The following is a 17042-nucleotide window of genomic DNA, read 5'->3' as shown; positions in this document are numbered from 1 at the left end:
TTTTAATTTACCAACTTCCACTAGCTCCACCACCAGAGAAACCTCCACCTCCAAATCCACCACCGAATCCTCCACTTCCAAAACCTCCTCCAGAAGAGCCACCAAATCCACCACCAAAACTTCCTCCACCTCTTCCCATTCGGCTAAGGATAATCATGTCTAGTAAATCAGGACCACCAAATTTTCCGGTTCCGTTATTTCCACCACCATTATTTCTGTTTTTTGCAATTAAAATAAAGATGATAATCAAAATAATAAAAAACATTACAAAAGGAAATGGATTGTCTTTTTTGTTTTGAATTCGCGAACCTTTATAAGTTCCTTTAATGACCTCAAAAATAGCTGTTGTTCCAGCATCTAAACCTTTGTAGTAACTTCCGGCTTTAAATTCAGGTGTAATCACATTTCTAATAATTTCACCAGTTGTGCCAGCAGTAAAATACTGCTCTAAACCATATCCATTTCTAATGCTTATTTTTCTATCATTTTTGGCAACTAATATTATTATTCCATTGTCTTCTTTTTTTTGTCCAATTCCCCATTTTTGACCCCAATTAGTTGCAAGAACACCTACATCTTCACCTTTTAAATCATCAATAGTTATAATCACAATTTGTGTAGTTGTTGAATCGGAAAAATGAACTAATTTATCTTCTAAAGCTTTTTCTTCACCGGCATTTAAAACATCTGCATAATCATAAACTGAAGTTTGGAATTTAGGTACTTCTGGAATTTTAAATTGCGAAAATCCCAAAAATGACATCAACATCAAAGTAGCGAAGATTACAAATTGAATAATTTTATATAGTGTATGTATCATTATTCTCTTGAAATTTCGTTGGGTAACTCATTAATATCATCTGATTGGTATGGAAAATAATGTTTCAATTGTTCACCTGCTTTTAGGATGCCTTTTACCAAACCTTTTTTGAATTTTTTTTCTGAAAAGTTTTTTAAAACAATGTCTTTAGTACTTTCCCAAAAACCAGTAGGAACAACTTTATCAATTCCTTTATCTCCTAAAATAGCAAATTGGTGATCAGAAACATTAATATAAAACAGAACACCATTTCTGGCTTCTGTTTTATACATTTCTAAAACGTTGAAAACTTCTTTAGCTCTTTCCAAAGAAGGCTTATCTGATTTTTCTTCAATATGCACACGAATCTCTCCTGAAGTATTTTCTTCAGCAATTCGAATAGCTTCAACTATTTCTTCTTCTTCTTTAGAAGTTAAAAAGTCTTCAGTTTTTGACATGTCTATTGAGGTTTATTGTCGAAATCAAATTCAACTTCAACAGGTTTTTCAGCACCTTCAACTGCTTTGAATGCTTCTTTTTCTTTGTATTCTGATAAAACAAATTTTCTTGGAACTCTTAAAACATAATTATTATATTTTTCAATTGATTCATTGAACCTTGTTCTAGCCGTTAAAATTTGATTTTCTGTACTAGCTAATTCATCTTGAAGTTTTAAAAAATTTTGGTTCACTTTTAAGTCAGGATATTTTTCAACAGTAACTAATAAACGAGATAAAGCAGAACTTAATCCTGATTGAGCTTGATTAAATTGAGCTAATTGTTCAGGTGTAATATTAGTAGGGTCAACAGTTATTGATGTAGCTTTTGCACGTGCATTTATAACAGCTTCTAAAGTAGATTTTTCAAAATCAGCAGCACCTTTAACAGTTTTTACTAAATTTCCAATTAAATCATTTCTTCTTTGGTAAGATGTTTCAACATTTCCCCATTCTTTTTTTACAGCTTGATCAACTTCAATAGCTCCGTTCTTAACTCCAAAATACCAAGACACAAGACCAAATCCGACTACAGCTATAATAATTACAGGAATTAACCATTTTTTCATAATTTCTAGTTTTAAGTTTATTGTTTTTGTTATTAGTCTATTTTTGTTTTAAAATGTTTCAGTTCTGAAAGTCTAGAATCTATAATTCTCCTTTGAATTTTATCAACTCATTTTTGATGGATTCTAATTTTGAAATGATTTCAAATTTGTCAAGAGTCTTCTTTTGGTTTTCTTTTAAATGCGTTTTGGCACCATCTAAAGTAAAACCTCTTTCTTTTACCAAATGATAAATCAATTTTAAATTTTTAATATCTTCTGGACTGAATTTGCGATTGCCTTTTGCGTTTTTTTTAGGTTTTAAAATATCAAACTCTTTATCCCAAAAGCGAATCAATGATGCATTAACATCAAAAGCTTTAGCCACTTCACCAATGCTGTAATATAATTTTCCTTCTGGTAAATCTATGTGCATAATTTTATAAATTCCAAATTAATAAATTCCAAATTCCAATTTCAAGCAATCAAAAACGTCGTTCTCTGTCAAACTGAGCTTGATTTAGCTTCTAAATTCAAAAACTATTAATCAAGTGATTGGTTCTCTTGATTAGCAATTTTTGAAATGTTGATGTATTCTTCAGCAGAAATACTGCCATAATAGAAATTAAGTGGATTGACTTTTTCTCCATCTTTTATTACTTCATAATGTAAATGAGGAGCCTCACTTCGTCCTGTACTTCCAACATAACCAATAACATCTCCACGTTTCACTTTTTGACCACGTTTAACATTGTATTTACTTAAATGTGCATAAAGTGTAACGTATCCAAAACCATGATTTATCTCAATATGATTTCCATAACCTGATAGAGAATTGTCGGCTTTTAAAACGGTTCCGTCACCTGTTGCATAAATTGGCGTTCCTTGTGGTGAAGTAAAATCCATTCCATAATGAAATTTTCGAGCTTTGGTAAAAGGGTCACTTCGATAACCAAAACCAGAAGCCATTCTTTTTAATTGTTCATTTTTAACAGGTTGAATTGCTGGAATAGAAGCTAATAATTTTTCTTTTCCTTTAGCTAAACCAATAATTTCATCCAATGATTTAGATTGAATTACCAATTCTTTTGTCAAAACATCAACTCGTTTGGTAGTGTTTATTACCAAATCAGAATTATTGTAACCTTGTAGTTCTTTGTATCGATTTACACCTCCAAAACCTTCTTTTCGTTGTTCCATTGGAATAGGTTCACTGTTAAAATAAACACGATAAATATTATTATCTCTGTCTTCAATAGCTCCTAAAACTTCTTCTATTTGGTCTATTTTTTTGTTTAATAGCTTGTAATTAATGCTTAAATTTTGAATTTCACGTGCTTGAAATCGGTCTTTCGGAGTTTCTAAATAGCTTGTATTTAAAAGAATGATAAAACCTAAAAAGCCAAATAAAGCAGCTGATAAAAGAAACAATAAGGCAAATCCAATTTTTCGTCCTCTTTTTGGACTTATTTTTTTATATGATAAATTTTCTGGGTCGTAATAATATTTTACCTTCGACATTGTATAAAATATAGTATTTTTGTGCCTAATTAAAATGTTAGACAGTAGTTATACGAACAAATTTAAGAAATGTTTCATTCTAATCTATTTTTTAAAGTAAAACTTTTCTCAAATTTGCAAATGAATTCAATATCTGACAACAGAAAGAGATAAAAATCCAATTACCAAAAATGAAATCACAAGACATTAGAAAGCAATTTTTACAATTTTTTGAATCAAAAGGACATTTAATAGTTCCATCTGCACCAATTGTACTTAAAGATGATCCAACTTTAATGTTCAATAATTCTGGAATGGCTCAGTTCAAAGAGTACTTTTTAGGAAATGCCAAACCAAAAAGTAACAGAATTGCCGATACACAAAAATGCCTTCGTGTTTCAGGGAAGCATAATGATTTAGAAGATGTAGGTTTTGATACTTATCATCACACAATGTTCGAAATGTTAGGGAATTGGTCTTTTGGAGATTACTTCAAAAAAGAAGCAATTTCATGGTCTTGGGAATTTTTAACAGAGGTTTTAAAATTAGATAAAGACCGAATTTATGTTTCTGTTTTTGAAGGTAATCCTGCAGAAAATGTGCCTTTTGATCAAGAAGCATTTGACTTGTGGAAACAATTTGTCAACGAAGACCGAATCATCAAAGGAAATAAGAAAGATAATTTCTGGGAAATGGGTGATCAAGGACCTTGTGGACCATGTTCGGAAATTCATATCGATTTGCGTTCAGATGAAGAAAGAGGAAAAATTTCTGGATTTAGTTTAGTCAACGCAGATCATCCTCAAGTGGTTGAAATTTGGAACAACGTATTCATGGAATTCAACCGAAAAGCAGATGGTTCTCTTGAAAAATTACCAGCTCAACATGTTGATACAGGAATGGGATTTGAAAGACTTTGTATGGCAATGCAAAACGTGACTTCAAATTACGACACAGATGTTTTTACACCATTAATTGAAAAAGTAGAACAAATTACTGGATTAAAATATACTTCAAACGAAGTTAAGAATATTTCAGAAGAACAAAATAAAACAAACATTGCTATTCGTGTAATTGTGGATCACGTTCGTGCTGTGGCTTTTGCTATTGCAGATGGACAATTGCCTTCAAACACTGGTGCTGGTTATGTAATTCGTAGAATTTTGCGTCGTGCAATTCGTTACGGATTTACGTTTTTAAATACAAAAGAACCTTTTATTTATCAATTAGTTGAGGTTTTAGCCAATCAAATGGGTGAATTTTTTCCTGAAATTAAAACCCAACAGCAATTAGTTACTAATGTAATTCGTGAAGAAGAAGCTTCATTTTTAAGAACTTTAGATCAAGGTTTACAATTATTAGATAATGTAATAGCTAATACAAAAGGGAAACAAGTTGATGGTGCAAAAGCATTTGAATTATACGATACTTTCGGATTTCCAATTGATTTAACGGCTTTAATTTTAAGAGAAAGAGGTTTTGAATTAGACGAAGCTGGTTTTGAAAAAGCAATGCAAGAACAAAAAAATCGTTCGCGTGCAGCTTCAGAAGTTTCTACAGATGATTGGAAAATTTTGGTTGAAGGAAATACAGAATCTTTCGTAGGCTATGACCAAACTGAAAATGAAGTTAAAATAACACGAATCAGAAAGATTGATTCTAAAAAAGATGGTGTTTTATATCAAATCGTTTTAGATGCAACTCCTTTTTATCCAGAAGGTGGAGGACAAGTGGGTGATAAAGGAACTTTGGTTTCAGCAAATGAAACTATTGAAATTATTGACACTAAGAAAGAGAATAATTTAATATTACATATCACAAAAAGATTACCTGAAAATATTGAAGCTAATTTTATAGCAAAAGTAAATACAGATTTAAGAACAGCCTCTTCTAAAAATCACTCAGCTACACATTTAATGCATTTGGCTTTGAGAACAATTTTAGGAACTCATGTGGAGCAAAAAGGTTCATTGGTTAACCCCAATTATTTGCGTTTTGACTTTTCTCATTTTTCAAAAGTAACTGATGAAGAAATTAAGCAAGTGGAAGATTTTGTAAACCAAAGAATTCAAGAACAATTGCCATTAATCGAAAGAAGAAGTATTCCAATCCAGCAAGCTTTGGAGGAAGGAGCAATGGCTTTATTTGGAGAAAAATATGGAGATACTGTTCGTGCGATAAAATTTGGAGATTCCATGGAGCTTTGTGGAGGAATTCATGTTTCTAACACTGCAAACATTTGGTCTTTCAAAATTATTTCTGAAGGTGCTGTTGCTGCTGGAATTAGAAGAATTGAAGCGATAACAGGTGATGCTGTGAAAGATTATTTTGCAAATCAAGAAAATACGTTGGCTGAAATAAAAGAAACGTTGAAAAATCCTCAGGATACAATCAAAGCAGTAGTTTCGTTACAAGATGAAAATGCTAAATTGAAGAAACAAGTGGAGCTATTACTAAAAGAAAAAGCAAAAGGTTTAAAAGGAGATTTAGCAGCTCAAATTAAAGAAGTAAATGGAGTTAAATTCTTAGCAACTCAAGTGGATTTAGATGCTAATGGAGCAAAAGATTTGGCTTACGAACTTGGGAATAATGAAACCAATTTATTCTTAGTTTTAGCAACTGTAACGGATGATAAACCAATGTTAACTTGTTACATTTCTAAAGAATTAGTAGAAGCAAAAGGATTAAATGCAGGACAAGTGGTTCGTGAATTAGGAAAATATATCCAAGGTGGTGGTGGTGGACAACCATTCTTTGCAACTGCTGGTGGAAAAAATGTTACTGGAATTAAAGAAGCTTTGGAGAAGGCAAAACAATTTATTTAATCACTAAATGATTTTTACAGTTAAAAACTTTCACATTGTAAAAAAATATTTACATTTGAAAAAATTATAAAAAAACGAAACTTAAAATGAAAAAAATTATTTTTTTTGTAAGTGCTTTTGCATTATTACTTACAGCATGTTCTTCTGACGATTCTGATCCAGCACAAGCTACTCCAACTGGACCTTTGTTAAAAAAGATGATATTGACTTCCTCGGATGAAGATTCAGATTCTTATTGGAATAGTACTATTAATTTTACTTACAATGGAAATAAATTAGTTCAATATATTGATGAAGATAATTATAAAGCAGTATTCACTTACAATGGTGATTTAATTACTAAAATTGAATATTTTGATGATACAATTTTAGATGCTCAAGATTTATTTACTTATAATTCTAATGGTAAGTTAATTGAATATCGTGATATAAACTTTTTTGATGATTATGAAATTAGATTTACATATTCATATAATACAAATGGGACAGTATCAGCTCAACAATATCAAGGAACAATTGGAAATACTTCACCTGTTTTTTCTCCAGATATTTATACTTTTACAAATGGTGAATTAACTAGTACAAATAGTGGTTCAATAACCTATGATTCAAAAAATAATCCATTTAAAAATGTTACAGGTTATCAAGAAATTATGACTTTTGAATTTACTGATGATTACGCTATTGCTTTTGGTCGAAATCAAAATATAGTTTCTGCTCCAGCTGGGACATCTACAACAGATGGAACATTTTCAACATATACATATAATTCAGAAAATTATCCTATTACTTCAAATACAACGGCTATTTATTCAACTGGATTTAATGGAACTGTTAACGTCCAATATTTCTATTAATATTTCATAACCATAAATTAAAACCTTTCAGTTTTTGAATTGAAAGGTTTTTTTATTTTCGTATTTTTGAATCTTATATTATATGTTTTCATGCAATTCACCACAAAAATACCAATCCAAAAACACAAAAAACCAATAACTTATGAAAGTAAGATAATGGCTTTAGGTTCGTGCTTTGCAGAAAATATGAGTGAAAAGTTTGACTATTTTAAATTCCAAAATACTGTAAATCCTTTTGGAATTATTTTCAATCCAGTTTCCATTGAAAAGTTAGTAAACCGAATTGCAAATAAAATAGAATTCACAGAGAAAGATATTTTCTTCCACAACGATTTATGGCATTGCTATGAAGTGCATTCCGAATTATCAAACCCAAATAAAGAACAGTTTTTAGCAACTTTAAACGATTTAATTCATACAACTTATAACCAATTAAACAGTTCAACTCACATAATAATTACTTATGGAACTTCATGGGTTTATAGAAATATCGAATCAAATGAAATTGTAGCTAATTGTCATAAAGTTCCACAAAAACAATTCACAAAAGAAATTCTTTCCATTGAGACTATTGAAAAATCAATTCAAAATACAATTCAATTAATTCAAAAAATTAATCCTAATTGTAATTTCATTTTCACCGTTTCACCAGTTCGACACATAAAAGACGGTTTTATTGAAAATCAAAGAAGTAAAGCGCATTTAATCACTTCATTGCATAAAGTTGTCACAATGAGCTTGTCGAAGTGCAACTATTTTCCTAGCTACGAAATCATGATGGACGAACTTCGTGATTATCGTTTTTATGGAGAAGATATGTTGCATCCTAATCAAACAGCCATAGACTACATTTGGATAAAATTCTTTGAAAATTATATTGATGAAAAAGAATTTAAAACAATGAATCAAGTTTGTGAAATTCAAAAAGCATTGAAGCATAAACCTTTTAATCCCAATTCTGAAAGTCATAAAAAGTTTTTGGATAACCTTAATAAAAAAATACAATTGCTTCAAAATCAGTTTCCTTTTATGCAGTTTTAACAAAATAGGGCAATTGACGTATTTTCTTTAGTCTTAATTTATTGGACTTTTGATTTCTATTAATCTTTAATTTTATCTTATGAAATCAGGAGCCCATTATTTTCTAATTTGGTTTTTAGTTATCGGATTGTTTTCTTCTAATGCTCAAACGGTTGGTGAAGTGAAAATCAAAACTTTTGGTGGTACAAAACAGCTGAAAAACAAGCCCAAAAAAGTTTTTGTAAATGATTTTGTTATTCATTTTCAATTTTATAACCAAAAAGAAAAATCTTCTAAAGGTGGTTTTATTGGAAATACTTTAAAAGGAGATGCAAAATCTAAACTTTTCTTAGGATTAGATAACTTAACAGAACAGAATTTTAAAGAAATTACAGATTCCATTTTTTCGCAGTTTAAATCAGAATTTATTGCCGATGGTTATGAATTTATTGATGGAAAACAATATGAAAATACAGATGCGTTTAAAGGTAGAGAACGTCAAGAAAATGTAGCGGTTGAGTATGATATTTTTCCAGGTGTTGCTTCGGTTCGCCCATCTAATTATCCTTTTTATTCTTCTAACGAAAATTTTATAAAGATGAATTATGGTTCTAAATTATCAAAAGATTTAGATGATGCTGTGGTGGCTAATGTAGAGTTATTTGTTTTCTTTATTGAGGATAAAAATTCATGGGCACAACGAAATAAAAGTGCAAATATTAAGGTAGAAACCCAATTGAGAATTGTTGCTTATGATCATATAAAAGCAATTAATGAAAAAAAAGTAAGCAAATTACAAGCACTAACGATTGGCAAGAAGAAGCAAGTAGATATTTTTGCGCAAAGTCAAATTGACATTACTTGTGGTAGAAATCCTATTGGTGGTTCTCCAGATGTGAGTTACATTGGAAACATCAAAAATGATATTGTTATTGAAGGTGCATTGGAAACACAAACCATTAAAAGTGAAGCTAAAAATGACGAAGATTACATTGGTACAGAAACAGCTTTTGGAAAAGTGTATAGAGCTCAAAATATTACAGTTGAAAACAGTTATATTCTTCCAGTAGATGTTGAAAAATACACAGATGGTGTCATTAAAGGAGGTAATGCATTCTTAAAAGCTCACATCAATGAAATTTTAAATAAATAACACTATTATTTAGTTTTGAATACAACTAATGTCATGAAAAAATACATTTGTTTAATAATTTACTTTTTTTCTCTTGTTTCTTTTGCTCAAAAACCTGAAGTCAATTACAAAGATTTAGTATTTACCCAAAAAATCAAAAAGGTAGAATCGTATACTTATTCGTTGGAAGATAAATTTGTAACAGACAAGTCAAGTGATGTTTACGAATTTGATGAAAAGGGGAATATCATTAATCACGCTTATTTTGTTTATGGAAAATATGCAAGCGAAACTTTTGAAAATTCAACGTATGAAAATGAATTGTTGGTAAAAAGAGAAATTTTAGTAAAAAACCGACCTAATTTCAATGCCATTATCACTTATAAATACGATAAAAACAAAAATTTAATTCAAAAAAAATACAAGTCTTCCCAATACGAAAATGATTTTATTTTTAGCTATGATTCCAATAATAAGTTAGCTGAAATTAAAGGAATTTATGCTAAAAATCATTCAGTAGAAAAATTTTATTATAAAGATGGCAAATTGTTTAAATCCATTAATCAATATTTTGATAAAGATGCTGTTTTGTCCGAAACCATCTCACTTTACATTGATGAAAAAAAAGTAATGGAATGCAATTCAAAAAATGAATATCTTATAGCATATTTGAATGAAGAAACTGAAAATTGGGTACTTAAAATGAATTATCCTAACCCAATTGAAAATATCAACGGAATAGAATCGGAAATAAAATATGATGGGTTGACAATAAAACAATTAAAAGAAAATCTTCTAAACGAAAGAAACCAATCTTTTCGATTAGTAGAAGCTAAAGAAATGTTGCAACTCAATGATAAAAACGATTGGATTATAAAAGCAGGAACCTATTACCGTTATAAACAGCAGGAAAACTATTATACTTTTAGAAAAATTACGTATGCTGATGGAACAACTAGTGGCTCTGTAGATTTTGATATTTTTAAAGTAAACGAATTGAAAGCTAAATTAAATGAATAAACTTTTTTACCTAAGTCTTTTTCTATCTCATTTTATTTTTGCTCAAAACGATTGTCTTCAAGGCAATTGCGAAGATGGTTATGGAACTAAAATGTATACCAACGGACAATATGAGGGCTTTTTTAAAGATGGAAAACGCACGAATTCAGGTTCTTTTCAGTTTAATGATTATTCCATGTATATAGGAACTTGGTCTAATGATAAAATGGAAGGTTTTGGTTTTATAAAAATAAATGATTCAATATCCACTATAATCGGAATTTTTAAAGATGGAAAACTCAACGGAAAAGGAGTGAAGTTCTTTAAAGATAATACTATTGAAGCCGCTTGGTTTGAAAATGACTCTGTCAAATCCTATTATGATTTCCAAAAAAATCCTGTAGAAAGAGGTTGTGTAAATGGAAATTGCCAAAACTCCTATGGTCGATATAAATTTGAAAACGGAGACGAATTCAATGGTTTTTTTAAGGAAAATTTCATGCAATTTGGTTCCTATGTTTTTGCCAATAAAATTACTTATATAGGAGAATTTGATTCGGAAGGAAAAATGAACGGTGTTGGTATTTATGTCTATTCAAATGGGAATTATTATTTTGGAAATTGGAAAAACTCAACCTACGAAGGTTACGGAATGTTTCACAATATTGTTGAAGACAAAAAATTAGTTGGCTATTGGAAAAATGGAGAATTACAAATGGAAAACAATGATTAAAAAGATAAATTATTTTTTCATACTAGCTTTACTGATACTTTTTTCATCCAATGTATCGCAACCCGGAATTTATAATGCTGGTGGAACATCATTCAGCATGCTTTTTTCTGAAGATTCTTTGTCTTATAAAAAAGTGCAAATGCAAAACGAAGCTATTTCTATACAGCTTTACAAAGGTTTTGCAGTGGTGAAAGGTACTTATGAAATGGTAAATACTTCAGTTGATTCACTGAAGTTTATAATGGGTTATCCTGTAAACGGAATTTATCAAGGTGGTGAGGTAAATTTGAATCAAGTACAATTAGATTCGTTGTACAAATTTAAAATTAAAACAAACGGAAAAGAACAAAGCATAAACCAACAAAAAATAGGTGATTCTAATCAAACGCAGACGTTTCAAAATGAGAATTGGCTTACTTGGGAAATAACCTTTCACCCAAAAGAAAATAAACAAGTGGAAGTTTATTTTTTAGTCAATACCAATGAAGCTGGTATAACCAAAGGTTACACAAACGAACGCAAAAATGCTTTTATATATTTGTTAGAATCAGGAAGTGTTTGGAAACAACCTATTGAACAAGGAAATTTCATTGTCGAATTAAAAGACAACTTAAAACTTGAAGATATATCAGGAATTTCCTCTCATTTCAATTTTCAAACAACTACTTCTGAAACTTTTTTAGTAGGAACAAAATCTAATTTTTCTCCAACACCAAAAGACAATTTAATCATCACTTATTTCAAACACCAACCAGATTTTCAATGGGAATCAAAACTCCTTCAATCCGAAAAACTTTTTGATGAAATAGATGCTTTTTCAAAAGAAAATGTTTCTCAAAAATTGAAACCGTATGAAGCTAAAAATCCTTATGAAGTGCAACCTGATTTTTGGTCTTTTTTGCCAGGATTACTCGTTTTTGCAGCTATAGCTAGTCCTTTTGTTTTAGGAATTGCACTAGTGGTTTTCCTTTATAAAATCATCAAAAAGAGAAACACAGCTAAATAATAATGAAAGTATTTAACGCTAAAAATAGCAACAATATAGATACACTAGCGATTACTTTTTTTACGTTGTTAGCTATCTATAATAATCAGGTTACTGTATTCTATATTTTGTATCTTTTTTGGTGGAATGAAGTAGTGTATTCCGCTGTTGTACTTTATTTTAAAAAGAAAAAAGGATTCACCATAAACTTGGGGCCAAAACTTTTTTTAATGGGAATTTATTTCGTTTTTCTTGTAGTGTTTTTTGGTTTTATTGCCCATTACAAGAATTACGATTTGGTAGCTGTAAATTTTGAAATTTTATTTTTTCAGAACTTATTTTTCAATTTAAATGTGTTGTTTTTTTTAGTAGAAATGGTTTGGTTTTTCAAACAAAATCCCAACGAAATAGAACAAGCTACTATTCATCCTTTTAGTGCAAGAGCCATTATTCTTCACATTTCAATTATTTTAGGAGCTTTTATGATGTTATTAGTAGTACCCAATTTCTCCAATTTTTTCACGTCCGAAAACAACTGGAGTGCTTTAGTAATTATTATGCCTTTTATGCTACTTCGCTATTTTTTTCAGAGAAGCGGTTTGTTATAAAATACGACAATTGCCTTATTTCATAGCTTTATCATGAATTATTACTTTGTAACAAAATAATAATCATGAAAATAATCCGAATTTTAATTTTACTTATTGGTTTTGGTTCTATTGCACAAAACGGCTTTTTTACAAACATTAGCGGTGCAAGAAATTTAAAAATTCATCTGAGTAAATCGCAAACCCATGCTCTGGTTTGGCATGCAGATGGTGGAGGTTATGGATTAGTATATGATTTACAAACAGGTGAACAAGTAAAAGAATTGATTCTTAAAGGCTTTACTTCTGATAGTAGATTTAAACCACACATTTTTGATTATAGAAATGATAATGTGATTTTAGCAGGTTGGGATGAAAATTATCTTAAGCCGGAACATTATTTTATTTGGGATGAAGCATCAAATACATTTTATACTGGAAAAGATTTACCATCACAACATGGAATTATTCATGATATCATTGGCGATGAAATCGTTTTTGCTTTTACTATTTATAAAAAAGATAGTAAAGGTAGATTGAATCTTAAAAAACCATTACACAGTTTTGTGCAATTTTATAATTGGAAAACCAAAAAATGGAGAGAGTTTAAACAGACTTTAGAATTCAAAGAAAATCTATCTTCTAAAAATTTATTATTGTTTGAAGATGGTAATAAAATGAAATATTTCGATTTAAAAACTACTACATTTTTAGCACAAACCACCCCAGTTTTTGATAATATAGTTACAAATTATCAAGATGGAAATGTGTATGCTTCTAAATACAAACCCAATTACGGAATAGATAAAGTTGCTCTTTTTGATTTAAATGCTTTAACAATAGGCTCGTTTAACAAAGCACCAACGAATAACAATATGGAATATTATTGGGGTGAAATGACTAATTATCAGGTGAAGCTTGAGCAAAATAATAAAGAAATCAATTTAGTAATTACTAACAAGCAAAGTAAAGATACCAAAAAAGTACAAATTACTACTTCATACAAAGCAGAAATTGAAAGAATAAATGAAAAAATTAATGCTTTAAAAGAAATGCGATTAAACAAAACCAAAGACGATTTAAACAAAAAATATGCAAAGCAAATCGAAGAAATGAAAGATTTTGAAATTAATTTTTCAAGATTACCAAATACTTTCACCTTTGATTACAGCAAAGCACAAGGTAGAGATATTACCAATTTAAAAATGTCAAAACGATTGTTTTTATCTCCAAATACTACTGTTTATGCTTTAGGTAAACTTTTTGAATGTGATGAATCTATTGTTTTTTTAGTCATGTTGCGTGGACCGCAAGCTGAAGGAACAGAATCGGTTTATGCGGTATTGAAAACCGATCATTATGGAAATCGTTTGCAATATCAAATTATTGCTAGAACTATAAAAAATCAAATGGGTTATATACAAATGGATCAATTTTCAATTGCTACCTATTTAAATAGTAATACTACCGTTTCTGTAACAGAAAATTATATGGGAGAAGAAAAGAAAAGAGAGTTTAAATTTTATTGTTTAAACTAATTTTTTAAAAATATAACACTTCAAATGAAAACTACTTTACAATTTTTTTTAGGAATAACTTTATTAGTCTTTGTTGCGTCATGTTCAAAAGATGATGATTCAAACAAAACTTCAAACGGAAGCAACACAACAAGCAGTAAAAGAATTTTGTTTGACGGAAATGTTGAAACTTCTTTAGGAATTAGTTCAAAAAATATAGAAACAAACAACGGAATTTATTGTGTTAAAAATGATTTAAATACAAAAAATATTGAAGTTTCATTAATTGATTTAGAGGGTAAAAAACTAAAACAGATCACTCTTTTAGGTCAAACAGATTTACACGACATTAACAAAGATGAGCAAGGTAATTTAGTAATTTGTGGAACAATATACAGTTCTTCAAATGTAGTTACAGGTAGAGTTTTTTCAGTCAAAATGAACCATAATTTAGAAATTTTATGGCAAAAAAAATATGACAATTATTCGTTACCTTATTATGATAACTACTATTATAATGCAATTAGTAATATCTCAAATTCTAGATTAGTAATTTGTAATTTAGGAAATCTCTTAATTATTGATGCTACCAATGGTAATTTGATAAAAACACTGCAATTCAATAGTTTACATTGGTTAAGAACATTGGCTTTGACTGATGGTTTTATGTCTTTTGGTAGAGTTGGAGTAGATTTTTATATTTCAAAATTCGACTGGAATGGAAATCTTATTTTCATGAAATATGCTCAAGATACCAGGCCAGATGCCTTATTAACTTGTTCAAATCCTATAAAAACAATATCTGACAAAATAATAATTCCATATAACACTTACCAATACAATACAGAAGGAAGAGGTGGGAATTTAGTATTAGATATGCAAGGTAATCTACTTAATCATTGGAATAACCAATTTACAATTGATACACCTAGCCAAATATGGACTAATAGAGGAGGTTTACCTATTGAACAAATTGCTCAAAATGTTTTTTTAGTTAGAACAGGAACCATGTCTTATTATGTAAAAGAAAATGGAGATGTATTAGGAAATCATTTTTATCAAGGTTATGTTTTTAAAATATCAGAGGAAAACTACATAATTTTTAATGGCTCTCAGTCTGCTTATTATAATTCTTATGAAGGACCAATGGTTTTTAATAAAAATAAAGATTGTTTTAGTTTAAATGTTTCAAGAATGCGAAATGTAAGTAAAAATGTAAATCTATTGCCTTACAATTTTGTTTCAGTTTCCAATACAACTCCAAATGCTACCAATGTAAATTATGAATCTATAAATATTTCATCAAATTCAGTTTCTATTAAAAACATTTCATTTGAAGATTCTGATTTTTGTAATAGAAGAACCATCGAATAATTGAAAGAATACGGCAACTGTCGTATTTTTTTTATGGTTAAGTAGTTGCAAATTTGAATAATAAATACAATGTCTCATGAAATCAAAAATTTATTTATTGCTGTTAATTTGTTTTCAAATTTCTTCTGCACAATTTGGAACCAATCTTACACTTAAAGATCATGAAGTAAATTCAAAAAATGTTATTTCTGTTGAACAAACTTATGTGTATTACAATAAAGATTTTGGAAAACCAGTAACCACAAATTACACCTTTAATAAAGACGGTTATCAGCTTTCAAATTCATATTTGAAAAATGCAATTTATAGTAAATCGAATCAAAATGTAAAAATGATTTATGAAAAAAATCAAAACGATTATCATATCATTAAAACTCCTTTTAAATCTTATTTGGCTTTAACCAATGAAGTTGTGAAAAATTCTAATGGAACTATCAAATCAATCTATTTTAAGGCTGAAAAAGAAGAATATAATACTTTATTAAATTTTAATTATTTGTCTGGTAAAACCATCATCACACCAGATAAAAGTTATTTAAAAACGGAAGTTTATAACGAAGATAACTTGTTGATTCAAGATTATAACGACACTTTCGGAATCTACTATTACGCTTATGATCCAAAAACAAAGTTAGTTTCTCTTCGCATTTATGACATGAGAAAAGGCAAACCCAACGACAATACTCTAGACATGTATACTTTGTATTTGTATGAGTTTGACGAAAATCAAAACTGGATTGTAAAATATGAATACCAATATTTTCCCAATTATAATAATCAACTCAATCAGTTAAAAAGAATAGACGTAAGATATTTAACATTTGAAAACGGTAAAACTTCAGGATATAAAACGGTTACAGAAGCTATGCAACAAAAAGCATTAGAAAACTTAAAAACCCTCAACACTGTAGCTTTTAACAAAGAAAACGTACCTGTTTATTATGAATATGTTCCTAAGTCTGCTAGTCAAGTTGCAATGATCAATTCAAATTGCACAGGTGATTGTCAAAATGGTTGGGGAAAATATAAATACTCTCAAGGAAGCTATGAAGGTTACTGGGAAAATGGTAAAAAAAGTGGCTTCGGAATGTATTTATGGAATATAGGAGATGCTTATATGGGTGAATGGAAAAATGATAAAATGCACGGTTTTGGTTCTTACACTTATGCTAATGATAACGGTTATGATGGAAGTTTTGTAAACGGTTTCATTCACGGAAAAGGAAGATTTTACGTTAAATCTACTAATGTTACAAAAGCAAATGAATATGAAAATGGAAAATTTGTAAAGGAACTTGATTATAAAAATAATAATCTCACAAGAGGATGCGTGAATGGAGATTGTGATAACGGATATGGAGCTTATGTTTATGCAAATGGCGATAAATTTATCGGTGAGTTTTCCAACTTAAAAATGATAAAAGGCACTTACTATTACAATAATGGTGATATTTATTTAGGAAATATTCATCCAGAAACGCAAAGAAATGACGGCTATGGGTATATGTACTACAAAGAATCTGGTGATAACTATTATGGCTTTTGGAAAGATGGAAAATTTCATGGTAAAGCTTATGCTATTGTAAAAAGTATTCCGTTTGCAGCAGAATTTTCTAATGGGGAAGTCACTAAAATTCACAAAAAAGGAGCAACAAATTAATATTAAATACTT

General features: G+C 29.3%; 16 protein-coding genes. 11 read left to right on the top strand and 5 right to left on the bottom strand.

The genetic code is table 11. The features are described from left to right. Positions 1–7: 7 nt before the first annotated feature. The 5 genes from ACFO3U_RS03035 to ACFO3U_RS03015 form a co-directional block, all read right to left on the bottom strand. A complete protein-coding gene (locus ACFO3U_RS03035; RefSeq protein ID WP_379738261.1) occupies positions 8–820 on the bottom strand; it encodes a TPM domain-containing protein in 813 nt (270 codons plus the stop codon). Next, entirely contained in the window at positions 820–1257 is a 438-nt protein-coding gene (locus ACFO3U_RS03030; protein ID WP_379738260.1) for a TPM domain-containing protein, read from the bottom strand. Before ACFO3U_RS03030 ends, ACFO3U_RS03035 begins: the two co-directional genes overlap by 1 nt. Before the next feature lie 2 nt (positions 1258–1259). After that, positions 1260–1865: a LemA family protein gene (locus tag ACFO3U_RS03025; protein ID WP_379738259.1), complete on the bottom strand. Its 606-nt coding sequence runs from the start codon at positions 1863–1865 to the stop codon at positions 1260–1262. 79 nt (positions 1866–1944) lie between these two features. Continuing rightward, a complete protein-coding gene (locus ACFO3U_RS03020) occupies positions 1945–2277 on the bottom strand; it encodes a MerR family transcriptional regulator (protein WP_379738258.1) in 333 nt (110 codons plus the stop codon). Positions 2278–2384: 107 nt separating this feature from the next. Continuing rightward, a complete protein-coding gene (locus tag ACFO3U_RS03015) occupies positions 2385–3362 on the bottom strand; it encodes a M23 family metallopeptidase (protein WP_379738257.1) in 978 nt (325 codons plus the stop codon). Between the two features lie 170 nt (positions 3363–3532). Between ACFO3U_RS03015 and alaS the strand changes: the two genes are divergently transcribed. The 11 genes from alaS to ACFO3U_RS02960 all read left to right on the top strand — a co-directional run bounded on the left by alaS (position 3533) and on the right by ACFO3U_RS02960 (position 17030). Beyond that, positions 3533–6166, top strand: coding sequence for an alanine--tRNA ligase (gene alaS, locus ACFO3U_RS03010; RefSeq protein WP_379738256.1), 2634 nt, complete (start codon positions 3533–3535; stop codon positions 6164–6166). A gap of 86 nt (positions 6167–6252) precedes the next feature. Continuing rightward, positions 6253–7023: a hypothetical protein gene (locus ACFO3U_RS03005; RefSeq protein WP_379738255.1), complete on the top strand. Its 771-nt coding sequence runs from the start codon at positions 6253–6255 to the stop codon at positions 7021–7023. Positions 7024–7113: 90 nt separating this feature from the next. After that, positions 7114–8064: a GSCFA domain-containing protein gene (locus ACFO3U_RS03000; RefSeq protein WP_379738254.1), complete on the top strand. Its 951-nt coding sequence runs from the start codon at positions 7114–7116 to the stop codon at positions 8062–8064. A 79-nt stretch (positions 8065–8143) separates the two neighbouring features. Beyond that, entirely contained in the window at positions 8144–9196 is a 1053-nt protein-coding gene (locus ACFO3U_RS02995; protein ID WP_379738253.1) for a hypothetical protein, read from the top strand. Positions 9197–9229: 33 nt separating this feature from the next. Then, entirely contained in the window at positions 9230–10195 is a 966-nt protein-coding gene (locus ACFO3U_RS02990) for a hypothetical protein (RefSeq protein ID WP_379738252.1), read from the top strand. Beyond that, positions 10188–10907: an MORN repeat-containing protein gene (locus ACFO3U_RS02985; protein ID WP_379738251.1), complete on the top strand. Its 720-nt coding sequence runs from the start codon at positions 10188–10190 to the stop codon at positions 10905–10907. The genes ACFO3U_RS02990 and ACFO3U_RS02985 overlap by 8 nt, the downstream gene beginning before the upstream one ends. Beyond that, complete coding sequence (locus ACFO3U_RS02980) at positions 10900–11913, top strand: hypothetical protein (RefSeq protein ID WP_379738250.1); 1014 nt, start codon at positions 10900–10902, stop codon at positions 11911–11913. The genes ACFO3U_RS02985 and ACFO3U_RS02980 overlap by 8 nt, the downstream gene beginning before the upstream one ends. Positions 11914–11915: 2 nt before the next feature. Further along, positions 11916–12500: a hypothetical protein gene (locus ACFO3U_RS02975; RefSeq protein ID WP_379738249.1), complete on the top strand. Its 585-nt coding sequence runs from the start codon at positions 11916–11918 to the stop codon at positions 12498–12500. Between the two features lie 65 nt (positions 12501–12565). After that, positions 12566–14017 (top strand): hypothetical protein, encoded by a 1452-nt coding sequence (locus tag ACFO3U_RS02970; RefSeq protein ID WP_379738248.1) that lies wholly within the window; start codon positions 12566–12568, stop codon positions 14015–14017. Positions 14018–14041: 24 nt separating this feature from the next. Next, on the top strand, positions 14042–15370 hold the full coding sequence (locus ACFO3U_RS02965; RefSeq protein WP_379738247.1) for a hypothetical protein: 1329 nt from the start codon (positions 14042–14044) through the stop codon (positions 15368–15370). Between the two features lie 76 nt (positions 15371–15446). Continuing rightward, a complete protein-coding gene (locus ACFO3U_RS02960; protein ID WP_379738246.1) occupies positions 15447–17030 on the top strand; it encodes an MORN repeat-containing protein in 1584 nt (527 codons plus the stop codon). Positions 17031–17042 lie beyond the last annotated feature (12 nt).

The organism is Flavobacterium ponti, from assembly GCF_042652765.1.
Lineage (GTDB): Bacteria > Bacteroidota > Bacteroidia > Flavobacteriales > Flavobacteriaceae > Flavobacterium > Flavobacterium ponti.
The sequence above is the reverse complement of the archived record's forward strand: the minus strand, read 5'-3'. Positions and strand labels throughout refer to the sequence as shown.

Excerpts from the sequence above, each read along its gene's own strand:
- ACFO3U_RS03035 (WP_379738261.1), bottom strand. The coding sequence starts at position 820 with ATGATACATACACTATATAAAATTATTCAATTTGTAATCTTCGCTACT.
- ACFO3U_RS03030 (WP_379738260.1), bottom strand. The coding sequence starts at position 1,257 with ATGTCAAAAACTGAAGACTTTTTAACTTCTAAAGAAGAAGAAGAAATA.
- ACFO3U_RS03025 (WP_379738259.1), bottom strand. The coding sequence starts at position 1,865 with ATGAAAAAATGGTTAATTCCTGTAATTATTATAGCTGTAGTCGGATTT.
- ACFO3U_RS03020 (WP_379738258.1), bottom strand. The coding sequence starts at position 2,277 with ATGCACATAGATTTACCAGAAGGAAAATTATATTACAGCATTGGTGAA.
- ACFO3U_RS03015 (WP_379738257.1), bottom strand. The coding sequence starts at position 3,362 with ATGTCGAAGGTAAAATATTATTACGACCCAGAAAATTTATCATATAAA.
- alaS (WP_379738256.1), top strand. The coding sequence starts at position 3,533 with ATGAAATCACAAGACATTAGAAAGCAATTTTTACAATTTTTTGAATCA.
- ACFO3U_RS03005 (WP_379738255.1), top strand. The coding sequence starts at position 6,253 with ATGAAAAAAATTATTTTTTTTGTAAGTGCTTTTGCATTATTACTTACA.
- ACFO3U_RS03000 (WP_379738254.1), top strand. The coding sequence starts at position 7,114 with ATGCAATTCACCACAAAAATACCAATCCAAAAACACAAAAAACCAATA.
- ACFO3U_RS02995 (WP_379738253.1), top strand. The coding sequence starts at position 8,144 with ATGAAATCAGGAGCCCATTATTTTCTAATTTGGTTTTTAGTTATCGGA.
- ACFO3U_RS02990 (WP_379738252.1), top strand. The coding sequence starts at position 9,230 with ATGAAAAAATACATTTGTTTAATAATTTACTTTTTTTCTCTTGTTTCT.
- ACFO3U_RS02985 (WP_379738251.1), top strand. The coding sequence starts at position 10,188 with ATGAATAAACTTTTTTACCTAAGTCTTTTTCTATCTCATTTTATTTTT.
- ACFO3U_RS02980 (WP_379738250.1), top strand. The coding sequence starts at position 10,900 with ATGATTAAAAAGATAAATTATTTTTTCATACTAGCTTTACTGATACTT.
- ACFO3U_RS02975 (WP_379738249.1), top strand. The coding sequence starts at position 11,916 with ATGAAAGTATTTAACGCTAAAAATAGCAACAATATAGATACACTAGCG.
- ACFO3U_RS02970 (WP_379738248.1), top strand. The coding sequence starts at position 12,566 with ATGAAAATAATCCGAATTTTAATTTTACTTATTGGTTTTGGTTCTATT.
- ACFO3U_RS02965 (WP_379738247.1), top strand. The coding sequence starts at position 14,042 with ATGAAAACTACTTTACAATTTTTTTTAGGAATAACTTTATTAGTCTTT.
- ACFO3U_RS02960 (WP_379738246.1), top strand. The coding sequence starts at position 15,447 with ATGAAATCAAAAATTTATTTATTGCTGTTAATTTGTTTTCAAATTTCT.